The 15,896-nt window shown below is 68.5% G+C and carries 19 protein-coding genes and 1 pseudogene; 16 read left to right on the forward strand and 4 right to left on the reverse strand.

The genetic code is table 11. From position 1 onward, the window contains the following. The 7 genes and pseudogenes from BN2503_RS20090 to BN2503_RS12910 all read left to right on the forward strand — a co-directional run. Positions 1-155 (forward strand): annotated as a pseudogene (locus tag BN2503_RS20090) (IS256 family transposase); the annotation flags it as partial. Positions 156-301: 146 nt separating this feature from the next. Next, entirely contained in the window at positions 302-841 is a 540-nt protein-coding gene (locus BN2503_RS12885) for a DUF924 family protein (protein WP_054257068.1), read from the forward strand. A 113-nt stretch (positions 842-954) separates the two neighbouring features. Continuing rightward, entirely contained in the window at positions 955-1,821 is an 867-nt protein-coding gene (locus BN2503_RS12890) for a M23 family metallopeptidase (RefSeq protein WP_082366594.1), read from the forward strand. Between the two features lie 32 nt (positions 1,822-1,853). Beyond that, a complete protein-coding gene (locus tag BN2503_RS12895) occupies positions 1,854-2,663 on the forward strand; it encodes an META and DUF4377 domain-containing protein (protein WP_054257069.1) in 810 nt (269 codons plus the stop codon). Beyond that, complete coding sequence (locus BN2503_RS12900; protein WP_054257070.1) at positions 2,663-3,268, forward strand: pseudouridine synthase; 606 nt, start codon at positions 2,663-2,665, stop codon at positions 3,266-3,268. The genes BN2503_RS12895 and BN2503_RS12900 overlap by 1 nt, the downstream gene beginning before the upstream one ends. An 83-nt stretch (positions 3,269-3,351) precedes the next feature. Continuing rightward, positions 3,352-3,801 carry a thermonuclease family protein gene (locus tag BN2503_RS12905; RefSeq protein WP_054257071.1) on the forward strand — a complete coding sequence of 150 codons (450 nt, stop codon included), beginning with the start codon at positions 3,352-3,354 and terminating at the stop codon, positions 3,799-3,801. Positions 3,802-3,819: 18 nt separating this feature from the next. Beyond that, positions 3,820-4,587: a pseudouridine synthase gene (locus BN2503_RS12910; protein ID WP_054257072.1), complete on the forward strand. Its 768-nt coding sequence runs from the start codon at positions 3,820-3,822 to the stop codon at positions 4,585-4,587. 135 nt (positions 4,588-4,722) lie between these two features. Here BN2503_RS12910 and ylqF read toward each other — a convergent pair whose 3' ends face one another. Continuing rightward, positions 4,723-5,670 (reverse strand): ribosome biogenesis GTPase YlqF, encoded by a 948-nt coding sequence (gene ylqF / locus BN2503_RS12915; protein ID WP_054257073.1) that lies wholly within the window; start codon positions 5,668-5,670, stop codon positions 4,723-4,725. Positions 5,671-5,741: 71 nt separating this feature from the next. Here ylqF and BN2503_RS12920 point away from each other — a divergent pair, with 71 nt between their 5' ends. Next, a complete protein-coding gene (locus BN2503_RS12920; protein ID WP_054257074.1) occupies positions 5,742-5,999 on the forward strand; it encodes an oxidoreductase-like domain-containing protein in 258 nt (85 codons plus the stop codon). Positions 6,000-6,195: 196 nt separating this feature from the next. Here BN2503_RS12920 and gshA read toward each other — a convergent pair whose 3' ends face one another. The 3 genes from gshA to BN2503_RS12935 form a co-directional block, all read right to left on the reverse strand. Beyond that, on the reverse strand, positions 6,196-7,725 hold the full coding sequence (gshA, locus tag BN2503_RS12925) for a glutamate--cysteine ligase (RefSeq protein WP_054257075.1): 1,530 nt from the start codon (positions 7,723-7,725) through the stop codon (positions 6,196-6,198). Positions 7,726-7,957: 232 nt separating this feature from the next. Then, a complete protein-coding gene (locus BN2503_RS12930) occupies positions 7,958-8,866 on the reverse strand; it encodes an SDR family NAD(P)-dependent oxidoreductase (protein ID WP_054257076.1) in 909 nt (302 codons plus the stop codon). A 138-nt stretch (positions 8,867-9,004) separates the two neighbouring features. Beyond that, positions 9,005-9,937 carry an aminotransferase class IV gene (locus BN2503_RS12935; protein ID WP_054257077.1) on the reverse strand — a complete coding sequence of 311 codons (933 nt, stop codon included), beginning with the start codon at positions 9,935-9,937 and terminating at the stop codon, positions 9,005-9,007. Between the two features lie 390 nt (positions 9,938-10,327). Here BN2503_RS12935 and BN2503_RS12940 point away from each other — a divergent pair, with 390 nt between their 5' ends. The 8 genes from BN2503_RS12940 (at position 10,328) to BN2503_RS12975 (ending at position 15,711) form a co-directional block, all read left to right on the forward strand. Continuing rightward, on the forward strand, positions 10,328-10,621 hold the full coding sequence (locus BN2503_RS12940; RefSeq protein ID WP_054257078.1) for a 2Fe-2S iron-sulfur cluster-binding protein: 294 nt from the start codon (positions 10,328-10,330) through the stop codon (positions 10,619-10,621). A 168-nt stretch (positions 10,622-10,789) separates the two neighbouring features. Continuing rightward, positions 10,790-11,911: a bifunctional 3,4-dihydroxy-2-butanone-4-phosphate synthase/GTP cyclohydrolase II gene (gene ribBA, locus BN2503_RS12945; RefSeq protein WP_054257149.1), complete on the forward strand. Its 1,122-nt coding sequence runs from the start codon at positions 10,790-10,792 to the stop codon at positions 11,909-11,911. A 6-nt stretch (positions 11,912-11,917) separates the two neighbouring features. Continuing rightward, positions 11,918-12,388, forward strand: coding sequence for a 6,7-dimethyl-8-ribityllumazine synthase (gene ribH, locus BN2503_RS12950; protein ID WP_054257079.1), 471 nt, complete (start codon positions 11,918-11,920; stop codon positions 12,386-12,388). Beyond that, complete coding sequence (nusB, locus tag BN2503_RS12955) at positions 12,385-12,936, forward strand: transcription antitermination factor NusB (RefSeq protein ID WP_054257080.1); 552 nt, start codon at positions 12,385-12,387, stop codon at positions 12,934-12,936. Before ribH ends, nusB begins: the two co-directional genes overlap by 4 nt. Positions 12,937-12,953: 17 nt before the next feature. Next, positions 12,954-14,138: a pyridoxal phosphate-dependent aminotransferase gene (locus BN2503_RS12960; protein ID WP_054257081.1), complete on the forward strand. Its 1,185-nt coding sequence runs from the start codon at positions 12,954-12,956 to the stop codon at positions 14,136-14,138. Positions 14,139-14,154: 16 nt separating this feature from the next. Next, positions 14,155-14,571 (forward strand): tol-pal system-associated acyl-CoA thioesterase, encoded by a 417-nt coding sequence (ybgC, locus tag BN2503_RS12965; RefSeq protein WP_054257082.1) that lies wholly within the window; start codon positions 14,155-14,157, stop codon positions 14,569-14,571. Further along, on the forward strand, positions 14,568-15,269 hold the full coding sequence (tolQ, locus tag BN2503_RS12970; RefSeq protein ID WP_054257083.1) for a protein TolQ: 702 nt from the start codon (positions 14,568-14,570) through the stop codon (positions 15,267-15,269). The genes ybgC and tolQ overlap by 4 nt, the downstream gene beginning before the upstream one ends. A 13-nt stretch (positions 15,270-15,282) precedes the next feature. Then, positions 15,283-15,711 (forward strand): biopolymer transporter ExbD, encoded by a 429-nt coding sequence (locus tag BN2503_RS12975; RefSeq protein ID WP_054257084.1) that lies wholly within the window; start codon positions 15,283-15,285, stop codon positions 15,709-15,711. Positions 15,712-15,896: the final 185 nt, after the last annotated feature.

The following is a 15,896-nucleotide window of genomic DNA, read 5'->3' on the forward strand; positions in this document are numbered from 1 at the left end:
ACCGGGGCTCGTTCCCCAGCGACGAGGCGCTGACCAAGCTGTTCTACCTGGCCCTGCGCAACATCAGCCAGAAGTGGACCCTGCCCATCCGGGATTGGAAGGCCGCGCTGACCCGCTTTACCATTCAGTTCGGAGACCGCATCTCCGTCAATTGAGGTCCGACCCGTTTACACAAAAATTCGGACACGCCCGACAAACACACCATCACACCCAAGGGCGAAAAGGCGGGCGTGGAGTTTGTCGCTAAATCGCGCTTCGGCCCCTACTTTTTGTGGCCGCAAGACTTCCATCTGGTCTGACCATGTCGCCGCAGTCCATCCTCCATTTCTGGTTCTCCGAACTCACTCCTCAGCAACACTTCGCCAAAGACGCTGCCCTGGACGAATCCATCCGCACCCGCTTCGGCCCCACGCTGGAGGCCGCTGCCCGCTGTGAACTCTTCCCCTGGCGCGCCACGCCCCAGGGCCGGTTGGCAGAAATCCTGGTGCTGGACCAGTTCTCGCGCAATGTGTACCGCGACACCGCCCGCGCCTTTGCGCAAGACGCGCTGGCCCTTGCCCTGGCGCAAGAGCTGGTGGCCAGCGGGCAGGACCGCCTCCTGCCCACGGCGCAGCGCGTGTTTGCCTACATGCCGTACATGCACAGCGAATCGGCGGTGATTCACGAGCAAGCCCTGGCGCTGTTTGCGCAGCCGGGCATGGAAAACAACCTGGACTTTGAGCGCCGGCACAAGGCCATCATTGACCGCTTTGGCCGCTACCCGCACCGCAACGCCATTCTGTGCCGCCCGTCCACGCCCGAGGAGCTGGCGTTTTTAAGCACACCGGGCTCGTCGTTCTAGGAAGCCAGCCAAACACTATCGAATTCATAGCTGCTAGCGCTTGCCCATAAAGCGCTAGCAGCCTTTTTTATCCATTTTTCAACCGCAAGGGGACGCGGCCTACACTCAGGGCCATGTCATTTACCCGCCGCCCCCTGTTGGGCGCACTGCTGGCCAGTGCAGCGCCCGTGCTTTGGTCCCCGCGCAGTGGGGCGGCCCCGCCGCCCGCCGACAGCGGCCCCTGGCCGCGTGCGCTGGTGGTACCTGGGGGCGTCGCCCGGCTGGCGCTGGGCCCGGCCAACGCAGCGCCCCAGGCGTTTACCGAAGTGGGTGGAGAGCCGGTGCCAGTACTGGTACAGGGCGACGCGATTGCCTGGACGGCGCTGGTGGGCATTCCCCTGGCTGCGCCGCTGGGGCCTGCGCAGCTGCGCGTGGTGCCGGCCGAGGGCAGCGCACACGGCCTGGGCTACACCGTGACACCCAAGAAGTACCAGGAGCAGCGCCTGACGGTGGCGCCGCGCACCGTAGACCTATCGCCCGAGGACAACGCCCGCTACGAGCGCGAGCGCGCCCACCAGCAGCAGGTGATGGCCACCTTCACCACCCCGCTGCCTGCCACGTTGCGCATGCGCGCGCCCGTGCCGGGGCGGCGCTCCAGCTCCTTCGGGCTGCGGCGCGTGTTCAACGGCCAGCCGCGCAATCCGCACAGCGGCATGGACATTGCCGCGCCCACGGGCACGCCCGTGGTGGCGCCGCTGCCGGGCCGGGTCATCGACACGGGGGACTATTTCTTCAACGGCGGCACCGTGTGGCTGGACCACGGTGGCGGGCTGCTGACCATGTACTGCCACCTCAGCCGCGTCGGCGTGCAGGTAGGGCAGGCGCTGGGCACCGGCGAGCCCCTGGGCGATGTGGGTGCCACCGGCCGCGTGACGGGGCCGCACCTGCATTGGGGGGTAATGCTCAACCGCTGCATGGTTGATCCGGCGCTGTTTCTCTGAACTCTGCCGCTCCACCCGAATCGCACCCGCACATGCACACATCCACAGCCAAAACCCTGACCGCCCTGGCCCTTGCCAGCCTGGCTGCAGCCTGCAGCAGCACACCGCCCGCCGCGCCCATGCCCACCGCCTCCCCTGCCGCACCGCAGCTGCAAGCCTACGAATGGGATCTCACGGCCGCCTTCGACGGCAAGAACCAGCCCGCATCCCAATGGCTGCTGCCGGGCCAGAAGCCCGCGCGGCTGCACTTTGCCGGGCAACGCGTAGCGGTGCAGAACCTGTGCAATGCCGCAAGCGCCGCATACCGGATCGACGGTGAACGCCTGCAGGTGGAGCGTCCCATGTCCACCCTGCGCGCCTGCGCCGAGCCCGGTCTGATGCAGCTGGAGCAGCGCGTGCTCCAGCAACTGCCGCAGGTGCAGCGCTACGCCCTGCAAGGCGGCGCCGAAACGCCCCGCCTGGTTCTGCACTTTGCCGATGGCAGCCGCTGGGAAATGGCCGGCACGCCCACGCCCGAAACGCGCTTTGGCGCCGCTGGCGAGCGCGTGTTCCTGGAAGTGGCGCCCCAGCGCGTGGCATGCAACCACCCGCTCATGCCGCAGGCCCAGTGCCTGTCGGTGCGCGACCTGCACTACGGAGACAACGGCGTGCGCCAGTCGGTGGGAGCGTGGCGCGTGTTCCACGGCGAAATCGAGGGCTACCAACACGAGCCCGGCATGCGCAACGTGCTGCGCCTGCAGCGCTACCCCGCCACGCGCCCGGGCCAGCCACAGCCGGCCGATGCACCGCGCCACGTCTATCTGCTGGACATGGTGGTCGAAACCGAGCGCGTGGCCCCTTGATGCGCCAACCGCCACCGCGCCAGCGAACGCGCCCCCCGACGCCGGGGGCACCGCGCCTGATCCGCTTCAACAAGCCCTACGGCGTGCTCAGCCAGTTCACACCCGAAGGGCGCTGGCAGGGGCTCAAGGCCTTCATCGACGTGCCGGGGGTGCACGCGGCCGGTCGGCTTGACGCCGACAGCGAGGGCCTGCTACTGCTCACCGGCGACGGCGCCCTGCAGGCACGCATCGCCGACCCACGCCACAAGATGGAAAAAACCTACTGGGCCCAGGTCGAGGGCATTCCCACGGAAGAAGCACTCGCCCGCCTGCGCGCGGGCGTACTGCTGAACGATGGCCCCACGCGCCCCGCGCAGGCCCGCCTGCTCGACCCGCCCCCGGCGCTGTGGGAGCGCGACCCGCCGATCCGCACACGGCGCGCCATCCCCACGGCCTGGATTGCGCTGACCCTGCGCGAGGGACGCAACCGCCAGGTGCGCCGCATGACCGCCGCCGTGGGCTACCCCACGCTGCGCCTGGTGCGCGCAGCCATCGGCCCCTACACGCTCGACGGGTTGGCGCCCGGCGCATGGGCCGTGGTGGAGGAAGCGGCTTCGCCCGGGTGAACGGACGCCACGCCGGGCGTATAGTGGCGCGCTCCACGCAAGGGCGCCCCCGCCCCTGCGGGTGTTTTCTGATCGTTTCCCGCGTGCCTGCCTCCGTCCTTTTCTGCCTCGTTATCGCCATCGCCGATGGCGATACCCTCACCGCGCGCTGCGGCCCGCCCAGCGCCCCCCGCAAGATGCACGTGCGCATTGCCGCCATCGACGCGCCGGAGCGCCGCCAGGCCTACGGCGAGCGCGCGCGCCAGCACCTGGTGTCGCTGTGCTACCGGCAGCGCGCCGCCATCCAGCCCCTGAACAAAGACGCCTACGGCCGCACCGTGGCCCATGTGCGCTGCCGCAGCACCGACGTAAACGCTGCACAGGTGCGCGCAGGCATGGCCTGGGTGTACACGCCCTACGCCAAGGACTTCCCGCAGCTGGCACCCCTGCAGCGCCAGGCGCGCGCCCAGGGGCGGGGCCTGTGGTCGCAGCGCCGGCCCATGCCGCCGTGGGAGTACCGCCACCGCTACGCCACGGCCCGCTCCAAGCCCTAACGCGGCGCCCCTCCGCCCATGCACGAACCGCTCACCATCCTCTGGCATGACGCGCACGCCATCGCCGTGTACAAGCCCGCAGGCTGGCTGGTGCACCGCACCGGGCTGGACGCGGGCGAGACACGCTTCGTGGTGCAGACGCTGCGCGACCAGATCGGCCAGCACGTGTACCCGGTGCACCGGCTCGACAAGGGCACCTGCGGCGTGTTGCTCCTGGCCCTGCACAGCGCGGCGGCGCGCCAGCTGAGCATGGCGTTCGCGGGGCACGCGGTGCGCAAGCGCTACCTGGCGCTGGTGCGCGGCTGGGCCCCCGACACCGCCGAGGTAGACCACCCGCTGCGGCCTGACGATGCCCTGCCCGACGCCCCGGCCCAGTCCGCGCACACGCGCGTGCAGTGCCTGGCGCGGCTCGACTGGCCCGAGGCGGCTGACCCGCGCTTTCCCAGCACGCGCGTGTCGCTCGCCGAGGCCTGGCCCACCTCGGGCCGGCGCCACCAGGTGCGGCGCCACCTCAAGCACCTGGCCCATCCCATCATTGGCGACGCCACGCACGGCAAAGGCCCGCTGAACCGCTGGTGGGCGCAGCGCCTGGGCCTGCAGCGGCTGTGGCTGCACGCGTGGCAACTGGAGGTGCCCCACCCGGAGACGGGCGCGCCACTGCGGATCGACAGCGGACTGCGCTGGCCCCCGGTTGCGGAGCCCCTCGCTGCGCCAACGCTGCCCCCCAGTGCGCAGGACTGGCAGCGGCTGCTGTGCCTGCCCGGCTGGGAACGCCGGGGCGGCTGAGAACAGGCCCCCCACAATTTGGGTGAAATCGGGCTCCAGCCCTTATCTGGCAAGCGCTAGCAGCTATTCTTTTTGAGTTTCCATCGCCCGCCTGGCGCAGAAGTGCCCCCGCTCGCGGGGCACCTCCAAACCGGGCTACCCGCGCCCGCGGCCCTTGTTCTTGCGCTCGCGGTCGCGCTCGGCCTTGCGGGCCTTGCGCTCGGCTTCCTGGGCTTCGCCCACGGCCAGCCAGGCTTCAAACTCGGGCGGCGTCTCCAGGGTCACGCGGCCGATAGCACCCGCGCGCAGGTCGGTCAGCACCAGCTCGGCGGCCTTCTGGATGTTGACGCGCCCGCCCGACATGACGGCGCCGCGCTTGCGGCCGATGGCGGTGAGCAGTTCGTCGTCGTGCAGCTGCGCCACGTCCTGCGGCGCCATGTCCAGCTTGTAGCGCTCAACCAGGGCTTGCGCATAGTGCCGCTGCAGATAGCCCAGCAGCTCCAGCACCACCAGCTCCTCGTCGTAGGCGTTGCGGCCCACCGCGCCGCTGGCGGCCAGATTGAAGCCGCTCTGCGCCACGATGATGCGTGGCCAGAGCATGCCGGGCGTATCCCAGAGGTAAAAGTCGTCGGCCACGACGATGCGCTGCTCCTGCTTGGTGATGCCCGCCTCGTCGCCCGTCTTGGCCTGCGCGCGGCCGGCCAGGCTGTTGATGAGGGTGGACTTGCCCACGTTCGGAATGCCGCAGGTCAACACGCGCATGGGCCGCGCCAAGCCGCGCCGCTCGGGCGCCAGCTCCTGGCAGGCCGCCAGCAGGCGCCGCGCAGGCGCGCGCTCCGAGGCGTCGAGCGCAATCGCGCGCGTGCCTGGCCGGGCGTTGTACCAGTCCAGCCAGGCGGGGGTGCGGGCGGGGTCGGCCAGGTCCTGCTTGTTCAGGATCTTGAGCGTGGGGCGGTGGCCCGTGAGCTCGGACAGCAGCGGATTGGCGCTGGAGCCGGGCAGCCGCGCGTCGAGCAGTTCGATCACCACGTCGATGTCTTTGATGCGCTCGGCAATCGCCTTGCGCGTGAGGTGCATGTGACCGGGGAACCACTGGATGGCCATGGGAAAAACCGCTTTGTGCTGACGTCAAAGGGCGCAAGGATAATCGCCTGCCCTTGCCCCACGCCACCGCCATGCCATCCGAGCCCCCCTTCGCCACCACTCCCGCCACCGACCGGGCCAGCGCGCGCGTGCTGTTCGCCGCGCTGCAGGCGCAGGCCCAGTCGCGTGGCGTGGCGCTGCGCCCGCCCCCGCCCGAGCCCGCGAGCTGCTGTGGCCGGGGGTGCAACGGCTGCGTGTGGGAGGGCTTCTTCCACGCCGCCGAATACTGGCGCCAGGAAGCCCTGGCCCTGCTGGGGCTGGACGGTCAGGGCGAAACCCTGCCACAGTAAAAAAGGCCTTCAGCGCTCATCCATCAAGCGCTGGCAGCTCCTGATTCAGGAGCATGCACAACGGTTCGCATCGGTGATGCCCGTGCGTGCATGGCATTTTGCGGACCCATGGCGCCGGCAAAGGCCCCGCGCAGGCCATGCTGGCACACAGGTCTGCACCAAGCCGACAACCCCATCGAAGGCTCTGGGAATGCCATCACCCGAGCTGGCTCGGATCCATGTACTGCTGGCGCCACTCCTCAAACCCCAGCGTGTCGGCCGCTTCGATGGCTTTTTGCGCCGCCCAGGATTCATCGGCCAGCGCCATGTAGCGCGCCTGCTGCGCCGCGCTCCAGGGCAGCGCCAGCAGGTGGTCACGCGCGCGCTCGGACTGGGCTTGCGAGAACGCCTGGAAACTGCCGCCATACGCCTGCGTCATGGCGGCCAGCACGCGTGCGGACGGGGCACGCGCCGCGTCGGCCAGCGTGGCCTGTGCATCACGCAGCGCCGCACTGTAGGCCTGGGTGCCGTGCGTGGCGTCCAACGCGGCGGCGATCGGCGTGCACTGCGCCAGCACCTGCGCGGCCCAGTCCACCAGCAGCACGCTCTCGCCCTGGCGCTTGAGCCGCAGGCCGGGCTCGCGCCCGCGTTCGGCCGTCTGGTGCTGGTTGTGCTTGAGTTCGGCAATTTCCGCCGGGGTGTCGGGCGGGCTGTCGGACAGCAGGCAGTGCAGCAGGAACACGTCGAGCAGGCGCATGGTCTGTGCCGTGATGCCCACGGGCTCGAACGGGTCGAGGTCCATCAGGCGCACCTCGACGTACTCCACGCCGCGCTCGCGCAGCGCATGCAGCGGACGCTCGCCACGGTGCACCGTGCGCTTGGGGCGGATGGTGCCGTAGAACTCGTTCTCGATCTGCAGCAGGCTGGTGCCGAGCTGGTTGTAGTCGCCGCCAAGGTTGCGCACGCCAATGGCCTCGTAGGGCGCGTAGGGCCGCGTCAGTGCCTCGTGCAACGAGTTGGCGTAACCCTCCAGGCCGTTGTAGCTCACGTACAGGCTGGCCTGCGCGTCGCTCTGGTAGCCCAGGCGCCCCATGCGCAGCGAAGTGGCGTACGGCAGGTGCAGCGCCTGGCCCTGGCTGCCCAGCGGCTGCAGGCTGTGTTCGCGCCCCTCGACGAAGCACGGGCACAGCGCGGGCGAAGCGCCGAACAGGTACAGCAGCACGAAGGCGTGGCGGCGAAAGTTGCGGATCAGCGCGAAGTATTCCTCGCTGCCCACGCCGGGCAGCGACCAGTTGTAGTGGATGCCCGAGATGGTCTGCATGCGCCGGCCATAGCGGTGGCCCAGGCCCATGCGGTAGATGCTCTTGGCACGGCCAATGTGCGAATTGCCATAGCGGCCCAGCGGAATGGTCTCGTCCGTCGGCAGGCCGCAGGGCATGCTGGACACCCAGAGCATCTCGCCGCCCGCGCCCTGGAGCGTGCGCAGCACGTACTGGTGAACCTCGGTCAACTCGCCCAGGGTCTCGTCCACGCCCCGGTGGGCGCCGGTGATGAGCTCGATCTGCGATTCGCTGTAGTCGGTGGTGATGCTGGGGTGCGTCAGCGCGGCACCCAGCGCCTGCGGGTGCGGGGTGAGCGCCAGGCCGCCCGTTGGCAGGACGCGCAGGCCTTCTTTCTCGATGCCGCGCCGGATACCCGCGAGGCGCCCCGATTCCAGCGCGGCCACGCGCTCGTGCAATGTGTTCATAGGGTCACAACCTGTTTCTTGTTGGAGCCGGAACTTAGCACGGCACGCACCGCCCGCGCTGGAGCGGGGGGACATGCCCGTGATTCATCGCGCTACGCGCCACCCGCAGCACATGCAATCGGCGCGGCCCAAGCGTGGGCAGCCGCGCAAGGGCCGCCCCGCCGCGCTGGCTGCGTCCCCCTCCCACGCGCAGCGTGAGAAAGGGGGAAGGCGACTCAGGGGGGGCTTCCTGTCACCCCCGTGCTGCCAGTGCCTTGCCGACTTCGTTGGTGCCCTGGGCAGCGCCGCTTTGCGGCACCTGTTCGCCCGCACGGTCCGTCACCTCGGCCAGGCGGGCCGCCAGTTGCTCGGGCACGTCCGCGCCGAGGCCCAGGTGGATGCCCTGGGTCAGCGTGATGTGCGCGGCTTCGAAAGTGCCCGCGCCCGCGCACAGGATGGCGCGCGTGGGCGCGCTCTCGTGCGCCAGCACCAGCATGGCGGGCACCACGGCCTCGGGGCGCAGAGCATCAAGCACCTGCGGCGGGAACAGCGCCTCGGTCATGCGCGTGGCCGCCGTGGGCGCCAGGGCGTTGACGTGGATGCCGTGCTTGGCGCCTTCGATGGCCAGGGTCTGCATCAGGCCCACCTGGGCCAGCTTGGCGGCACCGTAGTTGGCCTGGCCGAAGTTGCCGTACAGGCCCGTGGACGAAGTGGTCATGACGATGCGCCCGTACTTCTGCTCCACCATGTGCGGCCACACCGCCTTGCAGCAGTGCGCCGCGCCCATCAGGTGCACCTGCACGACCAGGGCGAAGTCTTCCATGTCCATCTTGGCGAAGGACTTGTCGCGCAAGATGCCGGCGTTGTTCACCAGAATGTCCACGCGGCCCCAGGCATCAACGGCCTGGCGCACCATGGCCTGCACAGCGGCGAAATCGGTCACCGAGGCGCCGTTGGCCAGCGCTTCGCCGCCCGCTGCACGGATTTCGTCGGCCACGGCCTGCGCGGCCGAGGCGGAGCCGCCGCTGCCGTCCAGCGTGCCGCCCAGGTCGTTGACCAGCACCTTGGCGCCGCGCGCCGCCAGCGCCAACGCATGCTGGCGCCCCAGGCCGCCGCCCGCACCCGTCACGATGGCCACGCGGCCCTTGAAGTCCAGTTCCATATGCATTCACTCCTCTTGTCTTGATGTGATGTCGTTGCCACGCGCCGCGCGCGGCAAAGCCCGGCGCGCAGCGGCGCGGGCCACTGTACGCCACGGCGTGGGCCGCGCCAGTTCCGCGCGCGACTCCCGCGCCGCGCGTCAGCCCGCGGGGGGCGCCACGTCCTCCAGCGCCAGGCGGTGGCGCGGGTCTTGGTGCCAGTCCCAGTAGGTCTGCACCATGCGCCGCGTGACCGGGCCCACGGCGCCGTCGCCCACCGGCTGCCCATCGACGCGTGTGACCGGCAGCACGCCGCCGGCCGAGGAAGAGAGGAACACCTCGCGCGCCACGCGCAGCTCGGCCGCGGGCAGCGCGCGCACCTGCAGCGGCAGGCCGGCGGCCTGCGCCATCTCGATCACGGTGCGGCGCGTGATGCCTTCAAGCACGCCCTGCGCCGGCGTCACCAGCACGCCCTGCGCGTTCACGCAAAACACGTTGAAGCCCGGCCCCTCGACCACGTTGCCCGCGCCATCGGTCAGCACCGCGGTGTCGCCCCCGGCATCGAGCGCGCCCAGCAAGCCCATGGTCAGGTCGTTCCAGTGGTAGTTCTTGGCACGCGGATCGACGCTGCTGGCAGGAATGCGCTGCACACTGCTGACCACCAGATCCAGCCCGCGCGCACGTTGTTCGGCGTTGGCGATCCAGACGTAGGGCACGGCGAAAGCGTAGAACTGGTTCACCGCCAGACGCGGGTCGCGCGAGCCCCAGGGCGGCTGCCCGCGCGTGACGACCATCTCCACATAGGCACTGCGCAAGCCCGCCAGGCGCACGCACTGCGCCAGCACCTGCGTGATGCCCTGGGCTGACAACCCCGGGTCCAGGCGAAAACGCGCGCAGCTGGCAAAAAACCGCTCCAGGTGCGCATCAAGGCGGAAGAAGGCACCATCCCACACGGTCACCACGTCGTACGTGGCGTCGGAGCGCAGAAAACCCCAGTCGGTGATGGGAATCGCGGCTTCGCCGATGGGCACGTAGCGGCCACGCACATAGGCGGCGCCCTGGGAAAAATCGGGAAGGGTATTTGTAACCGGCATGCGGTCATTGTGGCAGTGCCAAACCGCCGCAGGTTATCCCGCGCGGGACTGGACAAGCATGTGGACAAGTTTTGACAAGTCCTGTATGAACCATGCAACCTATTGATTTCAAAAGACAATCTTTGTGATGCCCATTTTTTAATCAATCCAACCACGGGTTTTCCCGTGCCTTGTTGGACAATCATGTGGATAAGTTTTGACAAGTCCTGTATGGGTGCGCCAAGTCCTTGATTCAAAAGGAATTGGCTTGCGATGCCTAAAATTTAAGCAAACCCAACCCAATCCTCCAGCGCCCTCCACTGGCTGCCGAACGCTCCTTTTTGTGTAGCTGCTAGCGCTTGCCACATAAGCGCTAGAGCCATTTTTTATTGATTTTTTTCAGAACCTACGATGAATGCACCCCTGATGCCCCCGCTGTACACCGCCCGCCTGCAGGCCAGCGACGCCCAATGCGACGCCTGGGGCGACCAGCCTCTGCTGAACGCCCTCGAATCAGGCGGCATCGCATGGCCCAGCTCCTGCCGTAACGGCACGTGCCGCACCTGCCTGGGCCAGTTGGTACAGGGCAGCGTGCGCTACGCCATTGACTGGCCGGGCCTGTCGCCCGAGGAAAAGGCCCAGGGCTGCGTGTTGCCATGCGTGGCCTACCCCGAGTCCGACGTGGTACTGCAACGCGAAGACTGATACCCCCGCGAACCGCGCGCACTACCCGCGGTGGACTAGAATTTCATTCTTTGGGCGGTCCCCGCCCCCTTTGCGGCAGCGCTGCATCGCATGTTCTTTGGCTCTGGCAACCGTGCCCGTGGAACCTGCATGGCGCGCGCCGCGCAGGCCCCAAGGAAAGCCCCCTCCATGACATCCCCCCTCACCCCCGTGCCCGTCTCCCCCGTCGAGGAGATCGTGGCCGAGATGCGCGCCGGGCGCATGGTCATCCTCGTCGATGAGGAAGACCGCGAGAACGAAGGCGACCTGGTGCTCGCCGCCGACCACGTCACGCCCGAGGCCATCAACTTCATGGCCCGCTTCGGCCGTGGACTGATTTGCCTGACCCTGACCCGCGAGCGCTGCGAGCGCCTGCAGTTGCCTCCCATGGTGGCGCGCAATGGCACCAAGATGGGCACGGCCTTCACCGTCTCCATCGAGGCCGCCGAGGGCGTTACCACCGGCATCAGCGCCGCCGACCGCGCACGCACCGTGCAAGCCGCCGTGGCGCCACATGCCAAGGCCAGCGACCTGGTGCAGCCCGGCCACATCTTCCCGCTGCAGGCCGTGGACGGTGGCGTGCTCATGCGCGCCGGCCACACCGAAGCCGGCTGCGACCTGGCGGCCATGGCCGGCTGCAGCCCCAGCGCCGTGATCTGCGAAGTGATGAAGGACGACGGCACCATGGCGCGCCTGCCCGACCTGCAACTCTTCGCGGCCGAGCACGGCATCAAGATCGGCACCATCGCCGACCTGATCGAATACCGCAGCCGTAACGAATCGCTGGTGGAAAAAGTGGGCTCGCGCAGCGTGCAGACCGCCTGGGGCGAATTCACCGCGCATGCCTTCCGCGACGGCCCGAGCGGCAACGTGCACCTGGCCCTGGTGCGCGGCCAGTGGGACGCGCAGGCCGAGGTGCCGGTGCGCGTGCACGAGCCGCTGTCGGTGCTTGATGCGCTGGAGGTCAACCGCTCCATGCACTCGTGGAGCCTGGACACCAGCCTGGCCTACATCGCCCGCCAGGGCCAGGGCGTGGCGGTGCTGCTGAACTGCGGCGAATCGGGCGCGCAGCTGCTGGAGCAATTCGAGGGCAAGGCGCGCGCCGCGCAGGCGCCCGAGCGCGGCCGCATGGACCTGCGCACCTACGGCGTGGGCGCGCAAATCCTGCGCGACGTGGGCGTGGTGCGCATGCGCCTCATGGGCCAGCCGCGCCGCCTGCCCAGCATGGCCGGTTACGGGCTGGAGATCACCGGCTACATCCCCAAGGAGTGAACCCCTATGCAAAACGCTGACAAAGGCACCGCCGCCAGCCCGCTGGATGGCAAGGAACTGCGCATCGGCATCGTGCAGGCGCGCTTCAACGAAAGCATTACCAACGCGCTGGCCGCCGCCTGCCGCGAAACGCTGCTTGATCTGGGCGTGCAGGCAGAGCACATCACCCAGGTGAGCGTGCCCGGTGCGCTGGAAGTGCCGCTGGCGCTGATGGCGCTGGCCGAGCGCGATGAGTTCGACGCACTGATAGCGCTGGGCTGCATCATCCGCGGCGAAACCTACCACTTCGAGCTGGTGGCCAACGAATCCGGCGCGGGCGTTTCGCGTGTCGGGCTGGACTACGGCATCCCCATCGCCAATGCCATCCTGACCACGGAGAACCTGGACCAGGCCGTGGCGCGCCAGACCGAGAAGGGCCGTGACGCCGCTTACGTGGCCGTGGAAATGGCCAACCTGCTGGGCGGGCTGGCAGCATGAGCAGCGATTTCTCCCCCGCCTCGAAACGCCCGCCGCGCCAGTCGCGCAAGGGCCTGACCAGCACCGGCGCGCGCAAGGCAGCGTCCAAGTCGGCGCGTTCGCGCGCGCGCGAATTCGCGCTGCAGGCGCTGTACCAACACATCGTGGGGCGCAACGAGGCCACCTCCATCGACCTGTTCACGCGCGACCTGGCGGGCTTTCACAAAGCCGATGCCGCGCACTACGATGCGCTGCTGCACGGCTGCGTGCGCACCGAGGCGGACCTGGACGCGCTGATCGTGCCGCAGCTTGACCGCCCGCTGGCCGAAATCTCCCCCATCGAGCACGCCGTGATGTGGATCGGCGTCTACGAATTCATGCACTGCATGGACGTACCTTGGCGCGTGGCGCTCAACGAGTGCATCGAGCTGGCCAAGGAGTTTGGGGGCACCGACGGGCACAAGTATGTCAACGCCGTGCTCGGTGGCCTCGCGCCCAAGCTGCGCGCGAATGAAGTGGCCGCCGACCAGCAGCAGCGCACCCAGCCGCAGGCCGCGCCCGACGCCTGAAAGCACCCGCTTTACCGATGAAACTGTCCACACGCGCCCAGCGCATCGAACCGTTCTACGTGATGGAAGTCGCCAAGGCCGCACAGGCCCTGGCACGCGAAGTGGCTGGAGGCCACGACCCGATGGTCTTCCTGAACATCGGCGAGCCCGACTTCACCGCCCCGCCCCTCGTTCAAGAGGCCGCCGACCGCGCCATACGCGCCGGCCTGTCGCAGTACACCCCGGCGCTGGGCCTGGACGCACTGCGTGAGCACATCAGCGGCTGGTATGCCGAGCGATTTGGCATTGACGTGCCTGCGCGGCGCATCGTCATCACCGCAGGCGCCTCGGCGGCGCTGCAGCTTGCCTGCCTGGCGCTGATCGATGCAGGCGATGAGATCCTGATGCCCGACCCCAGCTACCCGTGCAACCGCCACTTCGTCACGGCGGCGCAGGGCGAGGCAGTGCTCATTCCCACCACGGCCGAGGAGCGCTTTCAGCTCAGCGCCGCCAAGGTCGACGCGGCCTGGGGCGCGCGCACGCGCGGCGTGCTGCTGGCCTCTCCGTCGAACCCCACGGGTACGTCGATCGCACCTGCCGAGCTACGCCGCATCCACGAAGTGGTGCAGGCACGCGGCGGCCTGACCATCATCGACGAGATTTACCTTGGCCTGTCGTACGACGCGGCCTACGGCCAGACGGCGCTGGCCATCGACGACCACGTCATCAGCATCAACAGCTTCAGCAAGTACTTCAACATGACCGGCTGGCGCCTGGGCTGGATGGTAGTGCCCGATGCCCTGGTGCCCGCCGTGGAACGGCTGGCGCAGAACCTGTTCATCTGCGCCAGCACCATCGCGCAGCATGCCGCGCTGGCCTGCTTTGCGCCCGAGAGCATCGCCGAGTACGAGCGCCGGCGCCTGGAGTTCAAGGCGCGGCGCGACTACTTCATTCCCGCGTTGAACCAGCTCGGCCTCACGGTGCCCGTCATGCCCGACGGCGCCTTCTACGCCTGGGCCGACTGCACGCAGGCGGCCGAGAAACTCGGCGTTCAGGGCAGCTGGGACTTCGCCTATGCGCTGATGCAGCGCGCCCACCTGGCCATCACGCCCGGACGCGACTTCGGTACGGCCGAGACGGCGCGCTATGTGCGTTTTTCCACCGCCAACTCCATGGCGCAGCTGCAGGAAAGCGTGGCACGCCTGGCACGGATCCTGGGCTGAACCAAGATAGCAGACCATGGCGGCCTTTGAATTTCCCATCCGCGTGTATTGGGAGGACACCGATGCCGGTGGCATCGTGTTCTACGCCAACTACCTGCGCTTTTTCGAGCGCGCGCGCACCGAATGGCTGCGCGCGCTGGGTCTGTCGCAGCATGCGCTGCGCGAGGAGACCGGCGGCATGTTCGTGGTGACCGCGGCACAGCTGCAGTACCACCGCCCGGCGCGGCTGGACGATGAACTCCTCGTCACCGCCGCTGTCATAGCGCAGGGCCGCGCCTCGCTGACCATGGCGCAGCAGGCGCTGCGCAAGCCCGCCCACGCGAACGAAGCGCCCACGCTGCTGTGCGAGGGCGAGGTGCGCATCGGCTGGGTGGACAGCGCCACGCTGCGCCCCGCCAGGATTCCTAACGCCGTGCTGGAAAGATTTGCATGAATTCCCAAGACATGTCCATCGTCAACCTCGTGCTGCACGCCAGCTGGGTGGTGCAGCTCGTCATGCTGTTGCTGCTCGGTGTCTCGGTCGCGAGCTGGGCAGCCATCTTCCGCAAGCTGTTCGCACTCAAGCGCGTGAAGTCGCTCAATGAGGAGTTCGAGCGCGAGTTCTGGTCCGGTACCAGCCTGAACGAGCTGTTCGCCGCCGCAGCGCAGAACGCCAAGCACGCCGGGCCGATGGAGCGCATCTTCGCCAGCGGCATGCGCGAGTACCAGAAGCTGCGCGAGCGCCGCATCACCGACCCCGGAACGCTGCTTGACGGTGCACGCCGCGCCATGCGCGCCAGCTTCCAGCGCGAGATGGACGTGATCGAGTCCAGCCTGTCCTTCCTCGGCTCGGTGGCCTCGGTGTCGCCCTACGTCGGCCTGTTCGGTACGGTGTGGGGCATCATGCACGCCTTCACGGGGTTTGCCGGCATGGAGCAGGTGACGCTCGCCACGGTGGCGCCAGGCATCGCCGAGGCGCTGGTGGCCACGGCCATCGGCCTGTTCGCGGCCATTCCCGCCGTGATCGCCTACAACCGCTTCGCCCGCGACATTGACCGCGTGGCCACACACCAGGAGACCTTCATCGAGGAGTTCTCCAACATCCTGCAGCGCAACCTGGGCGCGCACCCCGGTTCGCCCTCGGGGCACTGAAGGGAGCACCGTCATGCCCGCCATGGCCTCCCGCAGCGGCAGCCGCCGCCGCTCCATGAACGAAATCAACATGGTGCCCTTCATCGACGTGATGCTGGTGCTGCTGATCATCTTCATGGTCACGGCGCCGATGCTCACGCCCAGTTCCATTGACGTGCCCAGTGTCGGCAAGGGCAAGGCGCAGCCCAAGAGCTTTGCCACGGTCATCGTCGGCAAGGACGGCGACGTCCGCTTCAAGACCCGCGACGCCGAACGCACGCTCAACCTGCGCGAGATCGGCACCACGGCGCGCCAGTGGCAGGAAGGCCAGTCGGCCGAATCTGCCGTCATCATCGCCGCCGACAAGAGTGTGCAGTACGAGGCCGTGGTCAAAGCCATGGACGCGCTGCAGCGCGCTGGCGTGCAGCGCGTGGGCCTGTCGGTCAAGCAAGGGAACCCCTGAGAACGTGTGAAAGTACCCGCCATGCCCGCTCATTCCGCCAAAACACACCCGATCGTCGTTGCAAATGCTCGCCATAGCCCGCGCTATGGCTGCGCTTTGCGCCTAGACCGGGCGCGTTTTCGCGGCCTGCTCGGGCACGCAGGATTCATTCACACGCTCTGAGCGGCCAGGCCCCTCTACCCCGT

Source organism: Paenacidovorax caeni (assembly GCF_001298675.1).
GTDB lineage: Bacteria > Pseudomonadota > Gammaproteobacteria > Burkholderiales > Burkholderiaceae_C > Paenacidovorax > Paenacidovorax caeni.